Annotated in this window: 22 protein-coding genes; 12 read left to right on the top strand and 10 right to left on the bottom strand. The window is 72.2% G+C overall.

Annotated features, from left to right (window positions below):
• Window positions 1–57 precede the first annotated feature (57 nt).
• The 6 genes from ACWF62_RS16115 to ACWF62_RS16090 all read right to left on the bottom strand — a co-directional run bounded on the left by ACWF62_RS16115 (window position 58) and on the right by ACWF62_RS16090 (window position 5721).
• Window positions 58–870 (bottom strand): SDR family oxidoreductase, encoded by an 813-nt coding sequence (locus ACWF62_RS16115; protein ID WP_378508460.1) that lies wholly within the window; start codon window positions 868–870, stop codon window positions 58–60.
• Between the two features lie 5 nt (window positions 871–875).
• Window positions 876–2102, bottom strand: a complete 1227-nt coding sequence (locus ACWF62_RS16110) for an acyl-CoA dehydrogenase family protein (protein ID WP_452630599.1) — start codon at window positions 2100–2102, stop codon at window positions 876–878.
• Between the two features lie 34 nt (window positions 2103–2136).
• On the bottom strand, window positions 2137–2952 hold the full coding sequence (locus tag ACWF62_RS16105; RefSeq protein ID WP_452630598.1) for an SDR family oxidoreductase: 816 nt from the start codon (window positions 2950–2952) through the stop codon (window positions 2137–2139).
• Between the two features lie 173 nt (window positions 2953–3125).
• Window positions 3126–3809 carry a TetR/AcrR family transcriptional regulator gene (locus ACWF62_RS16100; RefSeq protein WP_452630597.1) on the bottom strand — a complete coding sequence of 228 codons (684 nt, stop codon included), beginning with the start codon at window positions 3807–3809 and terminating at the stop codon, window positions 3126–3128.
• A gap of 29 nt (window positions 3810–3838) precedes the next feature.
• Window positions 3839–4483 carry a response regulator gene (locus ACWF62_RS16095; RefSeq protein WP_452630596.1) on the bottom strand — a complete coding sequence of 215 codons (645 nt, stop codon included), beginning with the start codon at window positions 4481–4483 and terminating at the stop codon, window positions 3839–3841.
• Window positions 4471–5721: a sensor histidine kinase gene (locus ACWF62_RS16090; RefSeq protein ID WP_452630595.1), complete on the bottom strand. Its 1251-nt coding sequence runs from the start codon at window positions 5719–5721 to the stop codon at window positions 4471–4473. The genes ACWF62_RS16095 and ACWF62_RS16090 overlap by 13 nt, the downstream gene beginning before the upstream one ends.
• 109 nt (window positions 5722–5830) lie before the next feature.
• Here ACWF62_RS16090 and ACWF62_RS16085 point away from each other — a divergent pair, with 109 nt between their 5' ends.
• The 5 genes from ACWF62_RS16085 (at window position 5831) to ACWF62_RS16065 (ending at window position 10918) form a co-directional block, all read left to right on the top strand.
• On the top strand, window positions 5831–6601 hold the full coding sequence (locus ACWF62_RS16085) for an ABC transporter ATP-binding protein (protein WP_452630594.1): 771 nt from the start codon (window positions 5831–5833) through the stop codon (window positions 6599–6601).
• Window positions 6602–6603: 2 nt separating this feature from the next.
• Window positions 6604–9111 carry an ABC transporter permease gene (locus ACWF62_RS16080; RefSeq protein ID WP_452630593.1) on the top strand — a complete coding sequence of 836 codons (2508 nt, stop codon included), beginning with the start codon at window positions 6604–6606 and terminating at the stop codon, window positions 9109–9111.
• A gap of 163 nt (window positions 9112–9274) precedes the next feature.
• Complete coding sequence (locus ACWF62_RS16075; protein ID WP_452630592.1) at window positions 9275–10018, top strand: putative protein N(5)-glutamine methyltransferase; 744 nt, start codon at window positions 9275–9277, stop codon at window positions 10016–10018.
• A gap of 32 nt (window positions 10019–10050) precedes the next feature.
• Complete coding sequence (locus ACWF62_RS16070) at window positions 10051–10338, top strand: hypothetical protein (RefSeq protein WP_378508447.1); 288 nt, start codon at window positions 10051–10053, stop codon at window positions 10336–10338.
• A gap of 91 nt (window positions 10339–10429) precedes the next feature.
• Window positions 10430–10918 carry an FBP domain-containing protein gene (locus tag ACWF62_RS16065; protein WP_378508446.1) on the top strand — a complete coding sequence of 163 codons (489 nt, stop codon included), beginning with the start codon at window positions 10430–10432 and terminating at the stop codon, window positions 10916–10918.
• A gap of 86 nt (window positions 10919–11004) precedes the next feature.
• On the opposite strand, the gene ACWF62_RS16060 is transcribed toward ACWF62_RS16065, so the two are convergent.
• On the bottom strand, window positions 11005–11568 hold the full coding sequence (locus tag ACWF62_RS16060) for an NADPH-dependent FMN reductase (protein ID WP_378508445.1): 564 nt from the start codon (window positions 11566–11568) through the stop codon (window positions 11005–11007).
• 121 nt (window positions 11569–11689) lie between these two features.
• Between ACWF62_RS16060 and ACWF62_RS16055 the strand changes: the two genes are divergently transcribed.
• A complete protein-coding gene (locus ACWF62_RS16055) occupies window positions 11690–12268 on the top strand; it encodes a TetR/AcrR family transcriptional regulator (RefSeq protein WP_452630628.1) in 579 nt (192 codons plus the stop codon).
• Window positions 12269–12304: 36 nt separating this feature from the next.
• The gene (locus tag ACWF62_RS16050) at window positions 12305–13087 is read left to right on the top strand and encodes an META domain-containing protein (protein ID WP_378508444.1); all 783 of its coding nucleotides are present in this window, start codon (window positions 12305–12307) and stop codon (window positions 13085–13087) included.
• Window positions 13088–13105: 18 nt separating this feature from the next.
• Here the strand turns inward: ACWF62_RS16050 and ACWF62_RS16045 are convergent, their stop codons facing one another.
• Window positions 13106–13705 (bottom strand): nucleosidase, encoded by a 600-nt coding sequence (locus tag ACWF62_RS16045; RefSeq protein WP_378508443.1) that lies wholly within the window; start codon window positions 13703–13705, stop codon window positions 13106–13108.
• 52 nt (window positions 13706–13757) lie between these two features.
• Here ACWF62_RS16045 and nadE point away from each other — a divergent pair, with 52 nt between their 5' ends.
• Window positions 13758–14597: an ammonia-dependent NAD(+) synthetase gene (gene nadE / locus ACWF62_RS16040; protein ID WP_452630591.1), complete on the top strand. Its 840-nt coding sequence runs from the start codon at window positions 13758–13760 to the stop codon at window positions 14595–14597.
• Window positions 14598–14603: 6 nt separating this feature from the next.
• Here the strand turns inward: nadE and ACWF62_RS16035 are convergent, their stop codons facing one another.
• Entirely contained in the window at window positions 14604–14846 is a 243-nt protein-coding gene (locus tag ACWF62_RS16035) for a MoaD/ThiS family protein (protein ID WP_378508586.1), read from the bottom strand.
• A 4-nt stretch (window positions 14847–14850) separates the two neighbouring features.
• Window positions 14851–15918: a GTP 3',8-cyclase MoaA gene (gene moaA, locus ACWF62_RS16030; protein ID WP_452630590.1), complete on the bottom strand. Its 1068-nt coding sequence runs from the start codon at window positions 15916–15918 to the stop codon at window positions 14851–14853.
• 135 nt (window positions 15919–16053) lie between these two features.
• On the opposite strand from moaA, the gene ACWF62_RS16025 reads away from it, so the two are divergent.
• From ACWF62_RS16025 to ACWF62_RS16010, 4 genes are all read left to right on the top strand, one after another.
• The gene (locus ACWF62_RS16025; RefSeq protein WP_452630589.1) at window positions 16054–17238 is read left to right on the top strand and encodes a molybdopterin molybdotransferase MoeA; all 1185 of its coding nucleotides are present in this window, start codon (window positions 16054–16056) and stop codon (window positions 17236–17238) included.
• Window positions 17235–18227: a bifunctional molybdenum cofactor biosynthesis protein MoaC/MoaB gene (moaCB, locus tag ACWF62_RS16020; protein ID WP_378508439.1), complete on the top strand. Its 993-nt coding sequence runs from the start codon at window positions 17235–17237 to the stop codon at window positions 18225–18227. The genes ACWF62_RS16025 and moaCB overlap by 4 nt, the downstream gene beginning before the upstream one ends.
• Window positions 18220–18633 (top strand): molybdenum cofactor biosynthesis protein MoaE, encoded by a 414-nt coding sequence (locus ACWF62_RS16015; protein WP_378508438.1) that lies wholly within the window; start codon window positions 18220–18222, stop codon window positions 18631–18633. Before moaCB ends, ACWF62_RS16015 begins: the two co-directional genes overlap by 8 nt.
• 262 nt (window positions 18634–18895) lie before the next feature.
• On the top strand, window positions 18896–20167 hold a 1272-nt coding region (locus tag ACWF62_RS16010; RefSeq protein ID WP_452630587.1), incomplete at its 3' end, for a DEAD/DEAH box helicase.

The following is a 20167-nucleotide window of genomic DNA, read 5'->3' as shown; positions in this document are numbered from 1 at the left end:
ACACATTCGCACAGGAGTCCCCGGGTGCCCCTGGTCAGGTCCGCGTCCGGCGCGCGATCAGCTGCCGAACGGCGCTCCGTTCCGGTACGGGAGTGCGTCACCGAGCCGCTGGCCGCCGTCGATCACCATGGTCTCGCCGGTGATCCAGGAGGCGGCGTCGGACGCGAGGAACGCGATCGCCGCGGCGATGTCGCCCGGTTCGCCGATGCGGGCCAGCGCGGTCGAGGCAGCGACCTGCGCCTCGTGTTCCTTCCACAGCGCCTCGGCGAGCCTGGTGCGCACCACGCCGGGGGCAACCGAGTTCACTCGCACCATCGGTGAGAGTTCCAGTGCCAGTTGCTTGGTCAGATAGATCAGCGCTGCCTTGGACACGTTGTACAGGCCGATGCCCGGTTCGTGACCGAGCCCGCCGATGGACGCGGTGTTGATCACCGATCCGCCGTGCTCCCCCATCCACGCCTCGGTGGCGATGCCGGTCCACAGCAGCGGCGCCCACAGGTTCACGTCCATCGTCTTCGCGAACCGGCCGTGATCCTGGGCGATCAGCGGACCGAACGCCGGGTTGGTTCCCGCGTTGTTGACGAGAATGTCGATGCTGCCGAATCGTTCGAGTGTCAGCGCGATGCAGCGACGGGCCTGGTCCTCCTCCACCGCGTGCGCGCCAACCCCGATCGCGTTACCGGTGACATGCGCACCGCCTCCGGCGCTGCTGGTAATCGACGCCGCGGCCTCGTCCGCGGCCTCCTGCTTGCGGGAGGTGAGAACCACGTTGGCGCCCGCGGCGGCGAGTGCCTGCGCGGCAGCAAGACCGATGCCGCGGGAAGCACCGGTGACAATCGCGGTCCGCCCGGTCAAGTCCGTGCTCGTCATGGTGCTCAGTGCCCTTCCGGTCGCAGCTCGCGGTACCGGCGGAGTTCGCGGCGGGCGAGGGCCCGCTTGTGCACCTCGTCCGGTCCGTCGGCGAGGCGGAGGGTGCGCAGGTGCGCGTACGCCATCGCAAGGGGGAAGTCGTCGGTGACGCCAGCGCCGCCGTGCACCTGAATCGCGCGGTCCACGATCGTCAGTGCGATGGTGGGCGCGGCCACCTTAATCGCGGCGATCTCCGTCTGCGCCTGCTTGTTGCCGACCGTGTCCATCAGGTACGCGGCCTTGAGGGTGAGCAGCCGAATCATCTCAATGTCGATGCGCGCCTCCGCGATCCAGTCCTGAATGTTCGCGTTGTCGGCGACCGGCCTGCCGAACGTGACCCGGGACTGGGCGCGCCTGCACATCAGCTCAAGTGCCCGCTCGGCCATCCCGATGGCGCGCATGCAGTGGTGAATGCGGCCGGGCCCGAGCCGGGCCTGGCTGATCGCGAAGCCCTCCCCCTCCCCCTTGAGCACGTCCGTTGCGGGGACGCGCACGTCGGTGAAGTCGATCTCGGCGTGCCCCTCGCGGTCCTGGTAGCCGAAGACGGGCAGTCCGCGCAGCACGGTGACACCGGGCGCGTCGATCGGGACGACCATCATCGTCTGCTGCCGATGCGTCGGCGCGGTCGGATCGGTCTTGCCCATCACGATCATCACCTTGCAGTTGCGGTGCAGGGCGTTGGACGCGAACCACTTTCGGCCGTTGAGGACGTATTCGTCACCGTCCCGGACCATCGACAGCTCGACGTTGGTCGCGTCGGAGCTGGCGACCCGCGGCTCGGTCATCGCGAAGGCGGAGGCCATCGTGCCGTCGAGCAGCGGCTTCAGGTACTTCTCCCGATGCTCCTCGGTGCCGAAGAGTTCGAGTACCTCCATGTTTCCGGTGTCGGGCGCGTTGCAGTTGCAGGCCTCGGACGCGAGATGGCTGCGGCCCATGATCTCGGCGAGCGGCGCGTACTCGAGGTTGGTCAGGCCAGCCCCGGTCCCGGGATGCGGATGGAAGAGATTCCACAGTCCCCGCCTCTTGGCCTCGACCTTGAGGTCCTCGAGGATCGGCGGCTGGAAGTGCGGGTCGCCGGAGGCGCGCATCTGCTCCTCGTACACGGACTCGGCCGGGTACACGTGCGAGTCCATGAAGGCCTGCAGGTCCTCCTGCAGCTGCGTGGCGCGTTCCGAGATGTCGAACAGGGACATGCGAACTCCTGACGGATGGGAGGGACGGGCGAGGTCAGCCCCGGTCGAGCAGGGACGCCTGATAGCGGCGCATCCCGCGCAGCCACCGGTCGTAGTCGGCACCCTTGTGCCGGAACATGTCCAGCACCTGCGGGTGCGGCAGGATCAGGAACCGCTCCTCGTCGATCGCGGCGAGGGTGTCGGCGGCGACCTGGGCAGGCTCGAGGACCTTGCCCGCCGAAGTGATGGCCTTCGCCGCCGCCGCACTGAGTACGCCGGCGTCCTCCTCGGGGAACAGCAGTCGGGTGTTCACCCCCTGGGGGCACAGGCAGCTGACCTTCACACCCCGGTCGCCGTAGGTGACGCTGAGCCACTCGGCGAACCCGACGGCGGCGTGTTTGGTGACCGCGTAGGTGGCGCCGCCGATCTGGGTGAGCAGTCCCGCGGCCGACGCGGTGCTGACGAAGTAGCCGTCGCCGCGCTCGACCCAGCCCGGAACCAGCAGTCGTGCGGCCCGAACATGGGCGCGGAGATTGACGTCGAGGGCCAGGTCCCAGGCGCCGTCGTCGGCGTCGAGGCCGGGCGCCCCGGTGATGCCAGCGTTGGCGAAGTACAGGTCGACGGGCCCGAATTCTCTCTCCGCCAGGGCGATCAGGCCGCGGATCGCGTCGGTGTCCGACACGTCGGCGGCCGCGGCGACCGCGGCGGCGGGATGCGCGGCGTTGATCGTGTCCGCGACGTCCCGCGCCGCGGGCCCGACCAGGTCCGCGACAACGACCCGCGCGCCCGCGTCGACCAGGGCCCGCGCGAGCGCGCCGCCGATGCCGCCTCCGCCCCCGGTGACGACGGCGACCTTGCCTGCAACCTTCACTGCCGACCCCCGCTCTCGCGCCGATGCCGCCTCGCCCCAACTATATAGTTGAATCCGGCGTCAAGTTCAAGGTTCACTGCAGTCCTGCCACCAACCGTTGAATGGGGCTTCAGTGACCAATCGCGGCCAGCGAATGACACATGAACCCCCATTCAACGCCTGGGGGCGCCAGGTCAGGCGGTGATGCGCAGCGCGTTCACCCAGAGCCGGGTCGCGGTGCGGGTGAGGGCGTCGAGGTCGACGCCGTCCTCCTCCGCGGCATCGCCGGTGACGAAGTACCCGAACGCGAGTCGGCTGATCATGCCGGAGAGGGCGCGCGAGGACAGCAGCGGATCGAGGTCCACGTCGGCGAGCCCGCGCTTCTGCAGCGCCTCGATGCTGCGGGCGTTGCGCCGCACGAAGGCGTCCGCCCTGCGCTGCCGCAGCATTCGGAACTCGGGGTCGACGCTGGCGACCTGCTCCAGCAGGCCCATCAGCTTCGCGTTGCGGCGGTACGCCTCGAAGTACGCCCGGTTGCTCGCCTCGATGATCGCGGCCGGATCGCCGTCGGCGTCCACGTGCGGCATGCCGGGATGCATCATGTCCTCCTGCGCGAGCTCGAGGACGGCGGCGAAGATCTCCTCCTTGCTGGCGAAGTAGGTGTAGAAGGTGCCCGCCGAGCACTTGGCTGCCGTGGTGATGTCGATCAGCCGCGTGTCCAGGTAGCCGGACTGTTCGAACACGGTGCGGGCGGCGGCGATGAGCGCGGACCGGGTGCGCAGCCCCCGCTCGGTGGCGGGGAGGTCACGGAGCAGCGCCGAGTTCGCCATCGACGGCGGGACGTCCTCGGGGGTGGGTCGTGCTGCTGATCGTGCCATGTACACAGTTATAGCCCTGGGGCGCCGGATCAGGACCGCAGGTGCGCGAGGACCGCGAGCACCCGACGGTGCCCGCTGTCCGATGCCGACAGCCCGAGCTTGGCGAAGATGTTGCCGATGTGCTTGCTCACCGCGGTGTCGCTCACCACGAGTCTGCGGGCGATGTCGGTGTTGCCGAGCCCCTCCGCCATGAGGCCGAGCACCTCGGATTCGCGTGGGGTGAGGGTGCGGATCGGGTCGTCGGCGCGGCGCCGGCTCATCAGCTGGGAGATCACCTCGGGATCCATCACGGTACCGCCGCCGACCACCCGGTGCAGGGCGTCGACGAACTCCTCCACCCTGCCGACCCGCTCCTTGAGCAGGTAGCCGACCCCGGACGCCCCGCCGGAGAGCAACTCCCCCGCGTACCGGTCCTCGACGTATGCGGACAGCACCAGCACCGGGAATCCGGGGCGCCGCCGGCGCGCCTCGATCGCGGCCTTGAGTCCCTCGTTGGTGAACGTCGGCGGCATCCGCACGTCGAGCACCGCGCCGTCCGGCGGGTCGGCCTCGAACGTGGCGAGGAACGTCTCGGCGTCGTCGACGGCGGCGGTCACCTCGACCCCGACGCTGCCAAGCAGCAGCGCGAGGCCCTCCCGCAGCAGCGCGTCGTCCTCCGCGATCAGAATCCGCACGGCAGTGCCACCTCGATTCTCGTCGGCCCGCCGAGCGGGCTGCCCAGCGTCATCGTCCCCTCGAACGCTGCCACGCGGCGCCGGATCCCCGCCACTCCGCCGCCCGCCGCGGCGACGGCCCCGCCGACGCCGTCGTCCCGGACGTCGATGACCAGCGCCGCGCCCCGCTCGTCGTCGCGCGTGGACAGCGTCACCCGGACCTGCCCGGCGCCGCTTTGTTTGGCGACGTTGGTGAGGGCCTCGGCCACGACGAAGTAGGCGGCCGCCTCCACCGCGGCCGGTGCCCGCCGCAGCCCCTCGGTGTCCAGGACGCACGGCACCGTGCTGCGGCCCGCGAGCGCGGAGACCGCCCCGCCGAGCCCGAGTTCGTCGAGGATCGGCGGGTAGATGTCGTGGACGAGCGTCCGCAGTTCCGACAGCGCCTCCGCTGCCGCGTCCTGGGCCCGCAGCAGTTGCGGCCGCGCCTGATCGGGTGCAACCCGCAGGGAGCGTTCCGCGAGACCGAGCATCATGACGACGGCGACGAGCCGGTTCTGGGCGCCGTCGTGCAGGTCGCGTTCGATGCGGCGCAGTTCCGCGGCGTGCGCGTCGAGGGCGGCGGCCCGGCTCACGGTGAGCGCCGAGACCCGTTCGGACAGTTCGGTTTCCCGACCCGGGGCGAGGAGATTCCGCGCCAGACCTGCGATCCCCCGCGCCAGCAGCGGCGTCACCCACCACGCCAGGGTCAGATATCCGACCCCGACCAGCGGCGCCGCCGCCGCGCCCCACCACGAGGTGACGGGATAGAGGTTGCTCACCGGCTCGTCCGGCGGCAGCGCCCACCAGTAGAACGGGATCGCAAGGGAGTTCACGGCGGCGAGCGGGAGAACGATCGCGACAAGCCCGGACGTGAGCGCCGCGACGGAATGGACCGCGACCCACCCGAAGTCGCGGCGCGTCGACGGCGCGGTGAGCAGCCGGCGCAGGTCGTCGACACCGGGACGGTCGGGGACGGTCGGATACCGCTCGGGCACCTGCCGACCCGTGTACGCGGACGATCGTCGCCGCGCCCGGCCCGCCCACCACCGGAGCGCCCGCACGTAGGTGGGCACCGCGAGCCAGCCGACGATCAGGATCAGCATCGACCCGACCACCAGTCCGACCACGAGGAAGCAGAGCGAGACGACGGCAGCACCGGCCTCGACCACGAGGAAGCGGACGGCGCGCCACCGCTCGTTCAGGCGTTCGGTCCACTGCATCACCCCAGCATGCCGCACGCCGGCCGCGCCGTCGGTACAGCTGGCTACACCATCGATCGGGTACCGCACGGGATGTTCTGCGGCGTCGCCGATTCCTAGCGTTGTCGCCATGACCTCCTTCACCTCTCCCCTGCCCCCGGTGCAGAGTCCCCCGCAGTCGGCGGTCCGGCTCGCCGACGTGAGCAGAACGTACGGTTCTGGGCGCACGCAGGTCACCGCGCTCGACGCCGTCAGCCTGTCCCTCGCCCCGGGCAGTTTCACCGCGATCATGGGTCCGTCGGGCTCGGGCAAGAGCACGTTCCTGCACTGCGCTGCCGGACTCGACCGGCCCACCCGCGGGTCGGTGTGGCTCGGCGACACCGAGATCAGCGCCCTGAAACCCAAGGCCCGCACGATCTTCCGACGCGACCACATCGGGTTCGTGTTCCAGGCGTACAACCTCATGGCCGCACTCACCGTCGAACAGAACGTGACGCTGCCGCTGCTGCTGGCTGGCCGCCGCGCGGACCGCGCGCACCTCGACCACGTGCTGGACGCGGTCGGCCTGGCCGACAAGCGCCGCCGACGGCCCACCGAGATGTCCGGTGGCCAGCAGCAGCGGGTCGCGATCGCGCGGGCGTTGATCACGCGGCCGCACGCGGTGTTCGCCGACGAGCCGACCGGCGCGCTCGATTCCCGCACCGGACGCCAGGTGCTGGACCTGCTGCGCCGCACCACCACCGACCTCGGTCAGACGATCGTCATGGTCACCCACGATCCGGTGGCCGCCGCGCACGCCGACCGGGTGCTGTTCCTCGCCGACGGTCGTCTCGTCGGACGGATGGATGCACCGAGCGCCGCGGCGGTCGCCGACCATATGACCCATCTCGGGGAGTGGTGAGCATGCGTCGCTCCCGTCTGCCGCGGCTGGCGCTCGCGAACGTGCGGCAGCGCCGGGGCAGTTTCGCGGCCGTGTTCGTCGCCGTGTTCTGCGCGGCGGCCCTCACCTGCGGGCTGGCGGTGCTGTTCGAGTCCGGGATCCGCGGCGGCGTCACCCCGCACCGGTATGCGGGGGCCGACGTCGTCGTCGGCGCGCCGCAGGCCCTGGACGTGCGTGAGGGTGTCGACGAACCGTTCGTCGAACGCGCACTGCTCCCCGACTCCGTGGTTGACGACCTGTCCCGGATGCCGGGGGTGCGGGCGGTGGTCGCCGACCGCGCGGTGCCGCTGGCCACCGACGACGGTGCCCTGCGGACCGCGCACCCGTGGTCGTCGACGGTGCTGGCGCCGTACACGCTCGCCGACGGCCGCGCCCCCGCGGCGTCCGACGAGGTCGTGGTGACCGGGGGCGGCACGGTCGGTGACCGGATCACGTTGCGGCACGGCGGTATCGGCGACGAGTACACCGTCGTCGGGGTCGTGTCGGCCCCCCGGCCCGAGCCCGCCGACCGGCCGGCGACGGTGTTCCTGTCCGACGCCCGGATCGGTGACCTGTGGCCGCACGGGGACCGGGTTGCCGCGGTCGGTCTGCTCGGCGACGACGGGGTGGACGCCGACTCGCTCGCGGCACGCGCACGAGACGCGCTGCCGGGCCTCGACGTGACCACCCACACCGGTGACGGCCGCGGCGACGTCGAATTCCTCGATGCCGGTGCCGCCCGCAGCAAGCTGATGGCGCTGTCCGCGGCGTTCGCGGGCGTGGCGATCCTCATCGCGATGTTCGTGGTGTCGAGCACCCTGTCGCTGTCGATCCAGCAGCGCCGCCGCGAGTTCGCGCTGCTGCGGGCGACGGGCGCAACACCGGGCCAGGTGCACCGGCTGGTCGGCACCGAGGTGCTGCTCGTCGCGGGCGTCGCCGCACTGCTCGGTACCGCACCCGGCTACGCGCTCGCCCGACTCCTGCGCCTCCAGTTCGTCGACGCGGGGGTGCTGCCGACGGACTTCGCGCTCGCGGCGGGTCCGATCCCCGCCGTCGTCGGCGCCGTCCTCGCGCTCGTGACGGCTCGGATCGCGGGCGCGGTCGCGGCCCGCCGTCCGGCCCGCCTCGATCCCACCGAGGCGCTGCGGGAATCCGCGGTCGAACAGGCATCCCTCGGCTGGGGTCGGCTCGTCACCGGGGTCGTGTTCGGCGTCGGCGGTATCGCGACGTCGCTGTTGCCGATGGTGCTGCCGGGTCCGGCGGCGCTCGCCGGTGCCGGCGGGTCGGCGATGCTGCTGGTGATCGCGGTGGCGCTGCTGGGCCCGGTTCTCGTCCGCGGCGCGGTCCGCTGGTTCGGCGGGCCGCTGCGCCGCAGCGGGTCCCCGGCGCGGGTGCTCGCCGCCGCGAACGCGGGCACCCGGTCCCGGCGGCTGGCGTCCGCGATCACCCCGCTGGCGTTGGCGATCGCGATCGGCGGCGTCCAACTGTTCACGCAGGACACCGTGTCCGCGGCCGCCGACGACCAGTCCCGCAGCGGCATCACCGCGGACCTCGTCGTCACCGGACCGGCCGGGCTGTCCCCGACGCTGATCGACGGCATCACAGCGAACGACGCTGTCCGTCAGGTGAATCCGATCGCCCGCAGCACCGCCCTGTTCAGCACCGGCGGGGAGAACCCGACCACGCAGACGTACCCGGTCCAGGGCATCGACCCGGCAACGACCGCGTCCACCCTCGACCTCGACGTCCGCGGCGGCGACCTGGGACGGCTGCGGGACGGCACCGTCGCGCTGTCCACCGACGCGGCGTTCGCGATGAGCGCCCGCATCGGCGGCACCGTCGCGCTGCGGCTCGGCGACGGCACCCTCGTCACCCCGGAGGTGGTCGCGACGTATGGGCGCGGCCTCGGCTTCGGCGACGTGACCCTGCCCGTGGCGTCGGTGCGCGCGCACACCACCTCCGGCCTGACCGACATGCTGCTGGTGTCCGCGCATCCCGGCCGCGTCGACGAGGCGCGCACCGCGATCACCGCGCTCGGTGGCGTCGCCGTCGCCGACCGCGGCGAGTTCGCGGCCGCCGGGCAGGAGCAGCGGCGCATGCAGTCCGGCGTGAACCTGGTGGTGCTGGCCGTGCTGCTCGGCTACCTCGCGGTGGCCGTCGTGAACACGCTCGTGCTGGCCACCGCCGAACGCGGCCGCGAGTTCGCGCTGCTCCGCCTGGTCGGGGCGAGCACCCGGCAGGTGCGGGCGATGATGCGCACCGAATCGGTGATTGTCGTGACGGTGGCGGCGGTCCTCGGCACGGTGATCGCGGCACCCCCGCTCGCCGGGGTCGCGGTCGCGGTGTCGGGGCGCCCGATCCCCACCGTGTCCCCCACCGTCTACGGGCTGCTCATTGCGGGCACGGTGCTGCTGGGGCTGGTCGCGATCGCGGTCCCGACCCGGACCGCGATGCGCGCCGACCCGGTCGCCGCGATCGGCACCCGCGAGTAGCGGACCCGGGACGCGCGGCCACCGAGTTCGCCTGCGCGCGGCGCGCCGGTCGGCGACGATGGTCGGGTCCGCGCGTCTCCGTATCGACAGGCAGTGAGGTCCACCCACGTCCACGCAGCCCCCCGAGCCCGACCCGCCCACCGACCCGAGCGGCGTCGAAGCCGTGCTCCGCCGGGCCGGGTGCGTGTTCGCCGAGGAGGAGGCCCGCCTGCTGCTCGGGGCGGCGCGGGACGGCGCGCACCTCGCCGGGCTGGTTCGGCAGCGGGTGACCGGGCGCCCGCTCGAACAGATCCTCGGGTGGGCCGAGTTCTGCGGCCTGCGGGTCGCCGTCGCGCCGGGCGTCTTCGTCCCCCGCCGGCGCACCGAATTCCTCGTCGAGCAGGCGACCGGGCTGCTGCCGCGGGCCGGGGCGTCGGTGCTGGACCTGTGCTGCGGGTCGGGGGCGGTCGGTGCGGCGCTGCTGTCCACCTCGGCGGTCGTGCTGCACGCCAGCGACATCGATCCGGTCGCGGTCGCCTGCGCCCGCCGCAACCTGCCCGCCACGCCGGTGCACTGCGGCGACCTGTACGACCCGCTGCCCGCGGAGCTGCGCGGCCGGGTCGACGTCGTGGTCGTGAACGCCCCGTACGTGCCGTCCGACGCGATCGCGACGATGCCCGCGGAGGCGCGCCTGCACGAACCGCGCACCGCGCTCGACGGCGGACCCGACGGCGTCGACGTCCATCGCCGGGTCGCGGCGGCGGCACCGGGGTGGCTGGCGCCCGGCGGTCACCTGCTGGTCGAAACCAGTCGGCGGCAGGCGCGGTGGACGGCCGATGCCTGCACGCGGGCCGGTCTCGTCGCCCGGGTGGTGCACTCCCCCCGGCTCGACGCGACCGTCGTCGTCGCGGAGGCGCCGATACGTTAAGGACAACGCGTGAGCCCGGTTATGCTGCGGCCGTGACCATCTCCCTGTGTGTGCTGCTGTGGGCCCGTCCCGGCGAGGAGGACGGCCTCGTCGCCTACGAGGATCGGGTGCTCGAACTCGTCACCGAGCACGGCGGCCGGGTGCTGCAACGCGCCCGCACCGACGGTTCCGGCGGGCAGCCGCTCGAGATTCAGCTGTTCACGTTCGCGAGCCAGTCCGCGATGGACGGGTACATGGCCGACGACCGCAGGCTCGCGCTCGCCGCCGAACGAGACCGTGTCGTGGCCCGCACCGAGATCATGCCGGTCACCGTGCAGTGAGGGCCAGCGGCAAAAGCCGTTGCCGCACCGACCGCGGTGTCCGTACCGTCGAGGTGACCGCCGTGCCGTCTATCGAAGGACCGATCGCGCCATGCTCCCCGTCACCGAGGCCGACATCCGGGCCTCGTTCGTCAACTGCTCCAAGGGTGACGCCAAGCGCCTGTCCGTCCCGAGGGACCTCGCCGACCGCCCCTGGCAGGACCTCGACTTCCTCGGCTGGAGCGATCCGACGTTGCGCGGCCGCTGCTACATCGTCGTCCCCCTCGGCGACGACCTGGCCGGGGTGGCGTTCCGGTACGCGACCGGCGGAACGGGCAAGGCGCAGATGTGCGCGATCTGCAAGACCACCCACACCGGCGGCGGTGTGTCGCTGATGACCGCGACGAAGGCGGGTGACGCGGGGCGACGCGGCAACACGGTCGGCATCTACATGTGCACCGACCTCGCGTGCTCGCTGTACGCCCGCAACAAGCGCCGCCCCGCCGCCGGGAACCGCTACCGGGAGAGCCTCACCGACGAGGAGAAGGTGGCGCGGGTGCGCGACAACATCACCGCGTTCGTCACCGGCCTGTCGACCTGACCGTCCCGGGAACGAACACGTCCCGAACGCGTCCGGGCCCGGACGGTGCGTGACGCACCCTCCGGGCCCGGTAGACCGGCTTCGGGTCAGGCGCTCACCAGCTCGCCAGCAGCGGCGACCAGGCCGGCGACGACGGCGGCGACGTCGGCGGCAACCTCGGCGTTCTCGCTCGGGTGCTTGTCACCGAACTTGTCGAACGTGCCACCGATGGAGATGGAGACGTCCTCGACGACGGTGCCGCCGGCGATCCGGACCGCCTTGCGGGTGTCCTCGTGCGCCCAGACGGCGGCGTTCGGGGACGGCGACGCGCTGATCACGGCGACCGGCTTGTCCTTGACCGCACCGGCGCCGAACGGGCGGGAAATCCAGTCGATGGCGTTCTTCAGCACGGCCGGAATGGTGCCGTTGTACTCGGGGGTGACGAGCAGCAGGGCGTCGGCCTCACCGGCGGCCGAGCGCAGCGCCTGCGCGGCGGCGGGTGCGGCGTCGCCGTCGATGTCCTCGTTGTAGAACGGCAGCTCGCCGAGCCCCTCGTAGATCGTGACCTCGGCGCCTGCGGGGGCGCCCGAGACCGCGGTCTCGGCGAGCTGGCGGTTGACGGAGCCCGCGCGCAGGCTTCCGACGAGGACGAGGACACGGGTCTGAGACATACGGGCTTCCTTACGAGGTTCGTTGGGCTGGCTCGATCCAGCACGACCAGCTTAACCGGACCGCGGTCCGGTTGTATTCCCCGGCGGGTAGCATCACGGCGTGCAGTCCACCCCGATCCCGATGGCCGAGACCCACGAGGCCGAACGCTGCGACGCCGCCCGCAACCGCGCATTGTTGCTGGATGCGGCGGCGCTGCTGGTGGCCGAGCGGGGCGTCGATGCGGTCACGATGGACGCCGTCGCCGCGCGGGCCGGTGTGGGGAAGGGCACAGTCTTCCGTCGATTCGGCAGCCGGTCCGGCCTGATGCACGCCCTCCTCGACCACACCGAGAGCGAACTCCAGCACGCCTTCCTCGCCGGCCCCCCACCGCTCGGGCCCGGCGCGGACCCGCTCGACCGGCTGATCGCCTACGGCCGGGCCCGGCTGTCGATGGTCGGGGTGCAGGGCGACATGCTGCGCGCGGTGGAGAGCTCGCCGGAACTGCGGTTCGGCGGGCCCGCCCGCAATGTCGCGCTGACCCACGTGGTCACCCTGCTCCGGGGCACCGGCACCCGGGGCGACCTGCCGATCCTCGCGCACAGCCTGCTCGCCCCCCTCGAGGCGTCCCTGATCCTGCACCAGGTCCGCGATCTGGGGATGCCGATCGACCGCGTCGCCGACGCTTGGGAGGACCTGGCACGCCGGGTGACATCGGCCTGATCCGAATCGGCCGCGCCGGTCACTACCCTGCACGTCATGCGCACTCTCCGACTCGCAGGCCTCATCGCCCTGACCGCCGCCCTCGCGGCGTGCTCCGACTCCAGCACGGCGTCGCCGGAGTCCCCGCAGGCCGATCTGCTCGGCCGCACCTTCGTCTCGACCACCGTCGACGGCACCCCGATCCCCGGCGGCGGGCCGCTCACGGTCGAGTTCGTCGAACCGGACCGGCTGGCGGCAACCGCGGGCTGCAACCGGGCCACCGGCACCGCCGACTTCTCCGGCGGCACGATCACCGCGGGCGCACTGGCGACCACGATGATGGCCTGCGTCGGGGACGTCGGCGAATCCGACGCGTGGCTGACCGAGTTCTTCACCGCGAACCCGCAGTGGAGCCTCGACGGCGACACCCTGCACCTGCGCACCGGCGCCGCGGACGTCACCCTCCTCGACAAGAAGGTCGCCCAACCGGACCGCCCGTTGACGGGCACGACGTGGGTGGTCGATTCCACGATCAGCCCGACCGCGGTCACCGCGTCCCGCGCGATCGAGGAGTCGGCACCGTCCCTGCAGATCGGGGACGACGGCGCGGTCACCGGCTCGACCGGATGCAACACCTTCACCGGCACCGCGCAGGTCGCCGACGACAGCGTCACGTTCGGTCCGCTCGCCACCACAAGGAAGATGTGCCCGCCGGACGTCGCGGAGGTCGAACGCGCGGTCCTGTCCGCACTCGACGGCGCCACCACGGTGACGATCGACGCCGACCGGATGCGCCTGATGAACGACAACGGCACCGGGCTCGGCCTGCGCGCGCGCTGACCGGCCGGTGCCGCGGGATCAGTAGTTGGTGTCGAGCCAGGACCCGAGGATCCGGGCACTGGCATCGACCTGCGCGGGCCAGTCCATCGCGGACTCGTCGGCGTGGTCGCTGACGTGCTTGACCAACCGGCACCGCACACCCATCCTGGCGCAGGACGCGGCCACCGCGAATCCCTCCATGTCGACCAGGTCGGCGCGGCGGGACAGGTCCTCGCGCAGCACCGGGTCGGACACGAACACGTCGCCGGTGGCGAGCACCGACCCGTCGCCGCCCTCGAGTGAAATCCGGTCCTGCGCCGGGTAACCCAGGGTGCGCAGCACGTCGGCGCTGAGATCGTGGTTGAGCACCTCGGACGGCACATACAACCCGCTCGACGCGCAGGCGGCGTCATCTGCGCTGTGATGGCCGCGCAACGCGCCCGCGGTGCCGATGTTGACCACCGTCGGGCGGGCACCGTCCGGGTGCGCGGCCAACGCCTCGGTGACCGCGATCGCCGCGTCGACCTTCCCGATCCCGGTGACGAGCACCTCGAACCGCGGCGGCACGTGCGCGGCCTCGGCGAGCGTGGCGGAGACGACGAGGACGGGGAGCGGGTGTTCGCGAATGACATGGGTCACGCCGAAAACAGTAGTCTGCGCGCGGCGCCGGGCCCCTCGCTAGAGTCACCGCATGGCCACACTGCGTGCTCGAATCCTGCAGGAACTCGGCGCGAAGCCGACGATCGACCCCGCCGCCGAGATCCGGGACCGGATCGACTTCCTCAAGGCATACCTGCGGTCCACCCCGGCGAAGGGCTTCGTGCTCGGCATCAGCGGCGGACAGGACAGCACCCTCGCCGGGCGGCTGTGCCAGCTCGCCGCCGAGGAACTCCGGGCCGAGGGTCGGGGCGCCGAATTCGTCGCAGTCCGACTGCCGTACGGGGTGCAGGCCGATGAGCACGACGCGCAGGTCGCGCTGACGTTCATCGAGCCGGACCGGTCGATCACCGTCAACATCAAACCGAGCGCGGACGCGGCGGCAGCGGAGAGCGCCGCCGGGCTCGCCGAGGTACTCGGGCACGACGTCGCGCTGCGGGACTTCGTCCGCGGCAACGTCAAGGCCAGGGAGCGGATGGTCATCCAGTACGCGATCGCGGGCGAACTCGGCCATCTCGTGGTCGGCACCGATCATGCGGCGGAGGCGATCACCGGGTTCTTCACCAAGTACGGCGACGGCGGCGTCGACGTCACCCCGCTCACCGGGCTGTCCAAGCGTCAGGGTGCGGCCCTGCTCCAGCATCTCGGTGCGCCGGACAGCAGTTGGCGCAAGGTGCCGACCGCGGATCTCGAGGACGACCGTCCCGCGCTGCCCGACGAGGAGGCATTGGGCCTGCGCTACAGCGAGATCGACGACTACCTGGAGGGCCGCGACGTCACCGCCGCGGTCGCGGAGAAGCTGGAGGGCATGTACCTGGGCACCCGGCACAAGCGCACCGTCCCGGTGTCCCCGCTCGACGACTGGTGGCGGTGACGCCGGTCAGCCGCCCGCGAACGGGGGCAGCACGTCCACCCGCGCCGCGGCGGGCGCGTCGAGGTCGCGGGTGAGTTCGTCGTTCTGTAGGAACGCGGCGACCCGCAGCACCCGTTCCATCGCCGCGCCGTGCCGGTCGGCGAGCGCGGACCGCAGATCGCCGAGCGTGCCGCCCGCCGCCAACGGCACCTGCTCCGCCCCGCACCGCGCGGCCTCCGCCGCGGCCGCGAAGTAGCGCACCGTCACCATCGTCTCAGCCACCGATCGCTCCCATGCTGCGTTGCGGCGGCGCGAAGCCAGCCGAGTCGATGCCGTGCCCGGCCCACTTGGTCCACATCGCGCCCCGCCACAGGTCGGCGAGTTCGGTGTCGGTCGCCCCGGACCGCAGCGCCGCACGCAGGTCGGTCTCGGCGTCACTGAACAGGCAGGACCGCACCGTTCCCTCCGCCGTGAGCCGGGTCCGGTCGCAGTCCGCGCAGAAGTTGCGGGTGACCGAGGCGATGATCCCGACGGTCGCGGGGCCGCCGCCGACCAGCCACTCCTCGGCGGGCGCGGCCGGATCGTCCCTGCCGACCGCGGCCAGCTCGAAACGCTCCCCGAGCACCTCAAGCAGCCGCTGCGCGTCGACCATCGCGTCCCGATCCCAGGCCTGATCCGCGTCGAGGGGCATCTCCTCGATGAACCGCAGGTGCACCCCGGCGTCCAGGCACCACTGCAGCAGATCCGCCGCACCCACCAGGGTTTCGGGCATCAGCACCGCGTTGACCTTCACCGGTGCCAGGCCTGCGCGGGCCGCGGCGCGGATCCCGGCGAGCACGGACGGCAGCCGGTCCCGCCGGGTCAGCTCCGCGAAGTGGGCGCGGTCGACCGTGTCGAGGGAAATGTTGACGCGGGTCAGCCCGGCGTCCACCAGCCCCCGCGCCCGGTGCTCGAGACCGACGGCATTGGTGGTCATCGACAGCGGAATGCCGGGAACCGCGGCGGCGCAGCCCCCGATGATCTCCTCGAGGTCGCGGCGCATCAGCGGTTCGCCGCCGGTGAAGCGCACCTCGCGGACACCGAGATCCCGCACCGCGATCCCCACCAGCCGGACGATCTCGTCGGCGGACAGCAGCCGCTGCCGCGGAATCGCGGGCAGCCCCTCCGCCGGCATGCAGTAGGTGCACCGCAGCGAACACTTCTCGGTGATGGACACCCGCAGGTCACGGGCGACGCGGCCGAAGCGGTCCACCAGCTCCGGGGAGTCCGGCCGGTCCCGCGCATCGGTGGTCGCGCGCACGCGCGGCAATCCGATCGACACGGGGCGCAGCGTTGCGGTCATCAGCTCACCACCTTCGTCATCATTCGAGTATGACCGCAAACGTGTGTCGTCCGCGTTGCCACGCCACCACGGGCACGCGGTCCGGCGTGTGAGTGCCCGCCGCCTAGAATCGGCGTTCACGCCACAGGGAGGGTCATGACCAGCAGATCCGTCGACGAGCACGCGCAGGCGATCCGGGCGGCGCTTGCCGCAGCGCTGACGCCCCGCGCCGAGGAGGTTCCGGTCCGCGACGCGCTCGGCCGGGTCCTCGCCGGCGACGTGTCCGCGGAGATCGACCTGCCGGTGTTCCGGAACTCGCAGATGGACGGCTACGCGGTCGCCGCGGCGGACGTCCCGCACCCGCCGGTGACGCTGCCGGTGGTCGGCACCGTCGCCGCCGGTGACGCCGGACCCCGCCACCTCGCCGCCGGGACGGCCGTGAAGATCATGACCGGCGCACCGGTGCCACCGGGCGCCGACTGCGTGATCCCGGTCGAGGACACCGCGCCGGACGGCACCGGGGTGCGCATCCTCGCGTCCCGGCGGCCGGGTGACTTCGTGCGCGAGGCGGGCAGCGACGTCCGTGCCGGCGAGACGCTGCTGCGGGCCGGCGCGCGGCTGACCGCCCGGCAGCTGGCGATGTTCGCGGCGGTCGGTCTCGCCCGGGTGCCGGTGCTGCGGCGGCCGCGGGTCGCGGTGATCGCGACCGGCGCCGAACTGGTGCCCGCAGGCACGACGCTGCGGCCCGGCCAGATCTACGAGTCGAACTCGACCGGCCTTGCCGCGTGCGTCACCGCCAACGGCGGCGACCCGGTCCTGGTGGGGCGCAGTTCGGACACCCCTGCCGAGTTCGGGGACCTGCTGACGCGGGCGGTGGCGACCGCCGACGTGGTGCTCACCTCGGGTGGCGTGTCGATGGGCGACTTCGAGGTGGTCCGGGAGGTGCTGACCCCGCTCGGCGGGTGGTTCGGGCATGTGGCGATGCAGCCGGGCGGACCGCAGGGCCTGACCGTCGTCGACGGGGTTCCGGTGCTCAGCTTCCCCGGGAACCCGGTCAGCAGCCTGGTCTCGTTCGAGGTGTTCGCCCGCGCCGAACTGCGTCGCGCGGCCGGGCTCGCGGCCCGGGCCACCGGTCGTGCGACACTCACCGCTCCGGTGCAGTCGCCGCCGGGGAAGCGGCAGTTCCTGCGGGGCCGCCGGGTCCCCGGCGGGGTGACACTGGAATCGGGACCCGGATCCCACCTGGTGGCGGCGCTGGCCAAAGCGGAGGTACTTCTCGACATTCCGGAGGACGTGACGACGATGCAGGCGGGAGACGACGTGCGGGTGTGGGACCTGTGAGCGGCGACCTGACACACCTCGACGGCGAGGGGCGGGCCCGGATGGTCGATGTCGGGGCGAAGGCCGTCACCGCCCGGGTCGCGGTCGCGGCGGGCGAACTGCGCACCACCGCCGAGGTGATCGCGTTGGTGCGCGCCGACGACCTGCCGAAGGCCGACGTGCTGGCCACCGCCCGGATCGCCGGGATCGCCGGGGCGAAGCGGACATCCGAGCTGATCCCGCTGTGCCACCAGATCGCGCTGTCGTCGGTGAAGGTCGAGTTCGGGTTCACCGACACCTCGATCACCATCGAGGCCCGCGCGAAGACCACCGGGCAGACCGGCGTGGAGATGGAGGCGCTGACCGCGGTCGCGGTGGCCGGGTTGACGCTGCACGACATGGTCAAGGCCGTCGATCCGGCCGCGGTCCTCGACGGGGTGCGGCTGCTGACGAAATCGGGTGGCAAGCGCGGCAACTGGGCACGCGAGGACGCCGCGGGCCGGTCGCCTGCGGCCGGGGTCGCCGATGCGGGGCCCCGATCCGCGGTCGTGCTGGTGGCGTCCACCGCCGGCGCGGCGGGGAGCAGGGCGGACACCACCGGCCCGGCGCTGGCGGCCTGGCTGGACGGTCTCGGTTTCGCGGTGCGCGGGCCGCTGGTGTACGCGGACGCGGACATCGACGCGGGCCTCGCCGACGCCCTCACCGGTCACCCCGCCCTGGTGGTGAGCACCGGCGGCACCGGGGTCTCACCGACGGACCGCACGCCCGAGGCCACCGCGGCCGTCCTCGACCGCGAGCTGCCCGGCGTCGCGGAGTCGCTGCGGCGCAAGGGCGCCGAGCAGACCACGTTCGCGTCGCTGAGCCGCGGCCTGGTTGGGCTCGCCGGCCGGACCGTGGTGGTGAACCTGCCCGGCTCCACCGGCGGGGTGCGGGATGGCATGGCGGTACTGGAGCCGATTCTCGACCATCTGCTGGCGCAGGTGGCCGGTGAGGGGATGCACGATGCGTGAGCTGTTGGCCGCGATCTCGGACCGGCCGCTGGACGCGGCGGCGGTGGACGCCGCCGTCGCCGGGCCCGAACACGGTGCGGTGGTGCTGTTCAGCGGCGTCGTCCGCAATCATGATGAGGGACAGTCTGTTTCCGCGCTCGAGTACTCGGCGCACCCGGACGCGGAGACGTTTCTGCGCCGCTGCTGCGAACAGGTGTCGGCGGAGTCCGGGCTCCCCGTCGCCGCCGTGCATCGGGTCGGCCCGCTGGCCGTCGGCGACCTGGCCCTCGTCGCGGCGGTCGCGGCGCCGCATCGCGCCGAGGCGTTCGCGGCGTGCGCGTTGCTGGTGGAGCGGATCAAGGCGGAGGTGCCGATCTGGAAGCGTCAGCACTTCGACGGCGGTGTCACCGAATGGGTTGGGCTGTGACGCCGAGGGAGAGCACACCACCCATGGTGTGACCCAGGCAACGGCCCGGCACCCGACGGGTCGGCTATGCTGGCACCCACATGGCGCGAGTCCCACTGCGCCAGCCGTCGTGGAACGGTTTTCACGTGCCAAGCACGAACTCTTCTTACGGCGATCGATTTTGCCCACCGGCAATCTCGCCAGACTTGTGCTGATGAGGCGCGTGAACCCGCGGGTTCCCGTGCTGCGCAGCGCAACCCGATGCCCGAAAGGCACTCGACACATGACCGCGTCCTTCGCCGAACTCGGCGTGCCCGCTCCCCTCGTGACGGCGCTCGCCGACGGTGGAATCACCGCCCCGTTCCCGATCCAGGTCGACACCCTGCCCGACACCCTCGCCGGACGTGACGTCCTCGGCCGCGGAAAGACCGGCAGCGGAAAGACCCTCGCCTTCTCCATCCCGATGGTGACGCGCCTCTCCGGCGACCTGGCAGCCAAGCGCAGGCCCCGCACCCCCCGCGGTCTCGTGCTCGCCCCGACCCGCGAACTCGCCACCCAGATCACCGCGACCCTGCAGCCGATGGCCGACGCCGCGGGCCTGCGGGTGACCACGATCTTCGGCGGCATCTCCCAGCACCGTCAGGTGAAGGCGCTCGACGCCGGGGTCGACATCGTCGTCGCCTGCCCCGGGCGTCTCGAGGACCTGATGAAGCAGGGTCTGGTGTCCCTCGACGCGATCGCGATCACCGTCCTCGACGAGGCCGACCACATGGCCGACCTCGGATTCCTGCCCGGTGTCACGCGAATCCTCAAGGCCACCCCGGACTCCGGGCAGCGGCTGCTGTTCTCCGCGACCCTCGACAACGGCGTCGACATCCTGGTCAAGAAGTTCCTGCACAACCAGGTGCTGCACTCGGTGGACGAGGCAAACTCCCCCGTCGCCGCGATGACCCATCACGTGTTCGACGTCGCGGGGACCGCCGAGAAGAAGGACCTGGTGCACAAGCTCGCCTCGGGAACCGGCCGCCGAATCCTGTTCATGCGCACCAAGCATCAGGCACGCAAGCTGGCCAAGCAGCTCACCGAGTCCGGCATCCCGTCGGTCGACCTGCACGGCAACCTCTCGCAGAACGCCCGCGACCGGAACCTGGCCGCGTTCTCGTCGGGTGAGGCGCGCGTGCTGGTGGCCACCGACGTCGCCGCCCGCGGTGTGCACGTCGACGAGGTCGCGCTCGTCGTCCACGTCGACCCGCCCGCCGAGCACAAGGCATACCTGCACCGGTCGGGCCGCACCGCCCGCGCGGGCAGCGCCGGTGACGTGGTCACCGTCGTCCTTCCCGAGCAGCGCAAGGATCTCGCGCTGCTGATGCGCAAGGCCAAGATCACCGTCACCCCGCAGCAGGTGACCGCGGCCTCCCCCGCGGTCGTCGACCTGGTCGGCGAGATCGCACCGCACGTCGTACCGGCCCCGAAGCCAGCGACGCAGCCGAGCGGGCAGGGCGGCGGTCGTCGCGGCGGCGGGCAGGGTGGCGGGCAGCGCCGCGGCGGCCAGAAC

The organism is Rhodococcus sp. NPDC054953, from assembly GCF_053609225.1.
The sequence above is the reverse complement of the archived record's forward strand: the minus strand, read 5'-3'. Positions and strand labels throughout refer to the sequence as shown.

What these genes read in the sequence shown, in the direction of transcription:
- ACWF62_RS16115 (WP_378508460.1), bottom strand. Translation starts at nt 870, where the DNA reads ATGACGAGCACGGACTTGACCGGGCGGACCGCGATTGTCACCGGTGCT.
- ACWF62_RS16110 (WP_452630599.1), bottom strand. Translation starts at nt 2,102, where the DNA reads ATGTCCCTGTTCGACATCTCGGAACGCGCCACGCAGCTGCAGGAGGAC.
- ACWF62_RS16100 (WP_452630597.1), bottom strand. Translation starts at nt 3,809, where the DNA reads ATGGCACGATCAGCAGCACGACCCACCCCCGAGGACGTCCCGCCGTCG.
- ACWF62_RS16090 (WP_452630595.1), bottom strand. Translation starts at nt 5,721, where the DNA reads ATGCAGTGGACCGAACGCCTGAACGAGCGGTGGCGCGCCGTCCGCTTC.
- ACWF62_RS16085 (WP_452630594.1), top strand. Translation starts at nt 5,831, where the DNA reads ATGACCTCCTTCACCTCTCCCCTGCCCCCGGTGCAGAGTCCCCCGCAG.
- ACWF62_RS16080 (WP_452630593.1), top strand. Translation starts at nt 6,604, where the DNA reads ATGCGTCGCTCCCGTCTGCCGCGGCTGGCGCTCGCGAACGTGCGGCAG.
- ACWF62_RS16065 (WP_378508446.1), top strand. Translation starts at nt 10,430, where the DNA reads ATGCTCCCCGTCACCGAGGCCGACATCCGGGCCTCGTTCGTCAACTGC.
- ACWF62_RS16060 (WP_378508445.1), bottom strand. Translation starts at nt 11,568, where the DNA reads ATGTCTCAGACCCGTGTCCTCGTCCTCGTCGGAAGCCTGCGCGCGGGC.
- ACWF62_RS16055 (WP_452630628.1), top strand. Translation starts at nt 11,690, where the DNA reads ATGGCCGAGACCCACGAGGCCGAACGCTGCGACGCCGCCCGCAACCGC.
- ACWF62_RS16050 (WP_378508444.1), top strand. Translation starts at nt 12,305, where the DNA reads ATGCGCACTCTCCGACTCGCAGGCCTCATCGCCCTGACCGCCGCCCTC.
- nadE (WP_452630591.1), top strand. Translation starts at nt 13,758, where the DNA reads ATGGCCACACTGCGTGCTCGAATCCTGCAGGAACTCGGCGCGAAGCCG.
- ACWF62_RS16035 (WP_378508586.1), bottom strand. Translation starts at nt 14,846, where the DNA reads ATGGTGACGGTGCGCTACTTCGCGGCCGCGGCGGAGGCCGCGCGGTGC.
- moaA (WP_452630590.1), bottom strand. Translation starts at nt 15,918, where the DNA reads ATGACCGCAACGCTGCGCCCCGTGTCGATCGGATTGCCGCGCGTGCGC.
- ACWF62_RS16025 (WP_452630589.1), top strand. Translation starts at nt 16,054, where the DNA reads ATGACCAGCAGATCCGTCGACGAGCACGCGCAGGCGATCCGGGCGGCG.
- ACWF62_RS16015 (WP_378508438.1), top strand. Translation starts at nt 18,220, where the DNA reads ATGCGTGAGCTGTTGGCCGCGATCTCGGACCGGCCGCTGGACGCGGCG.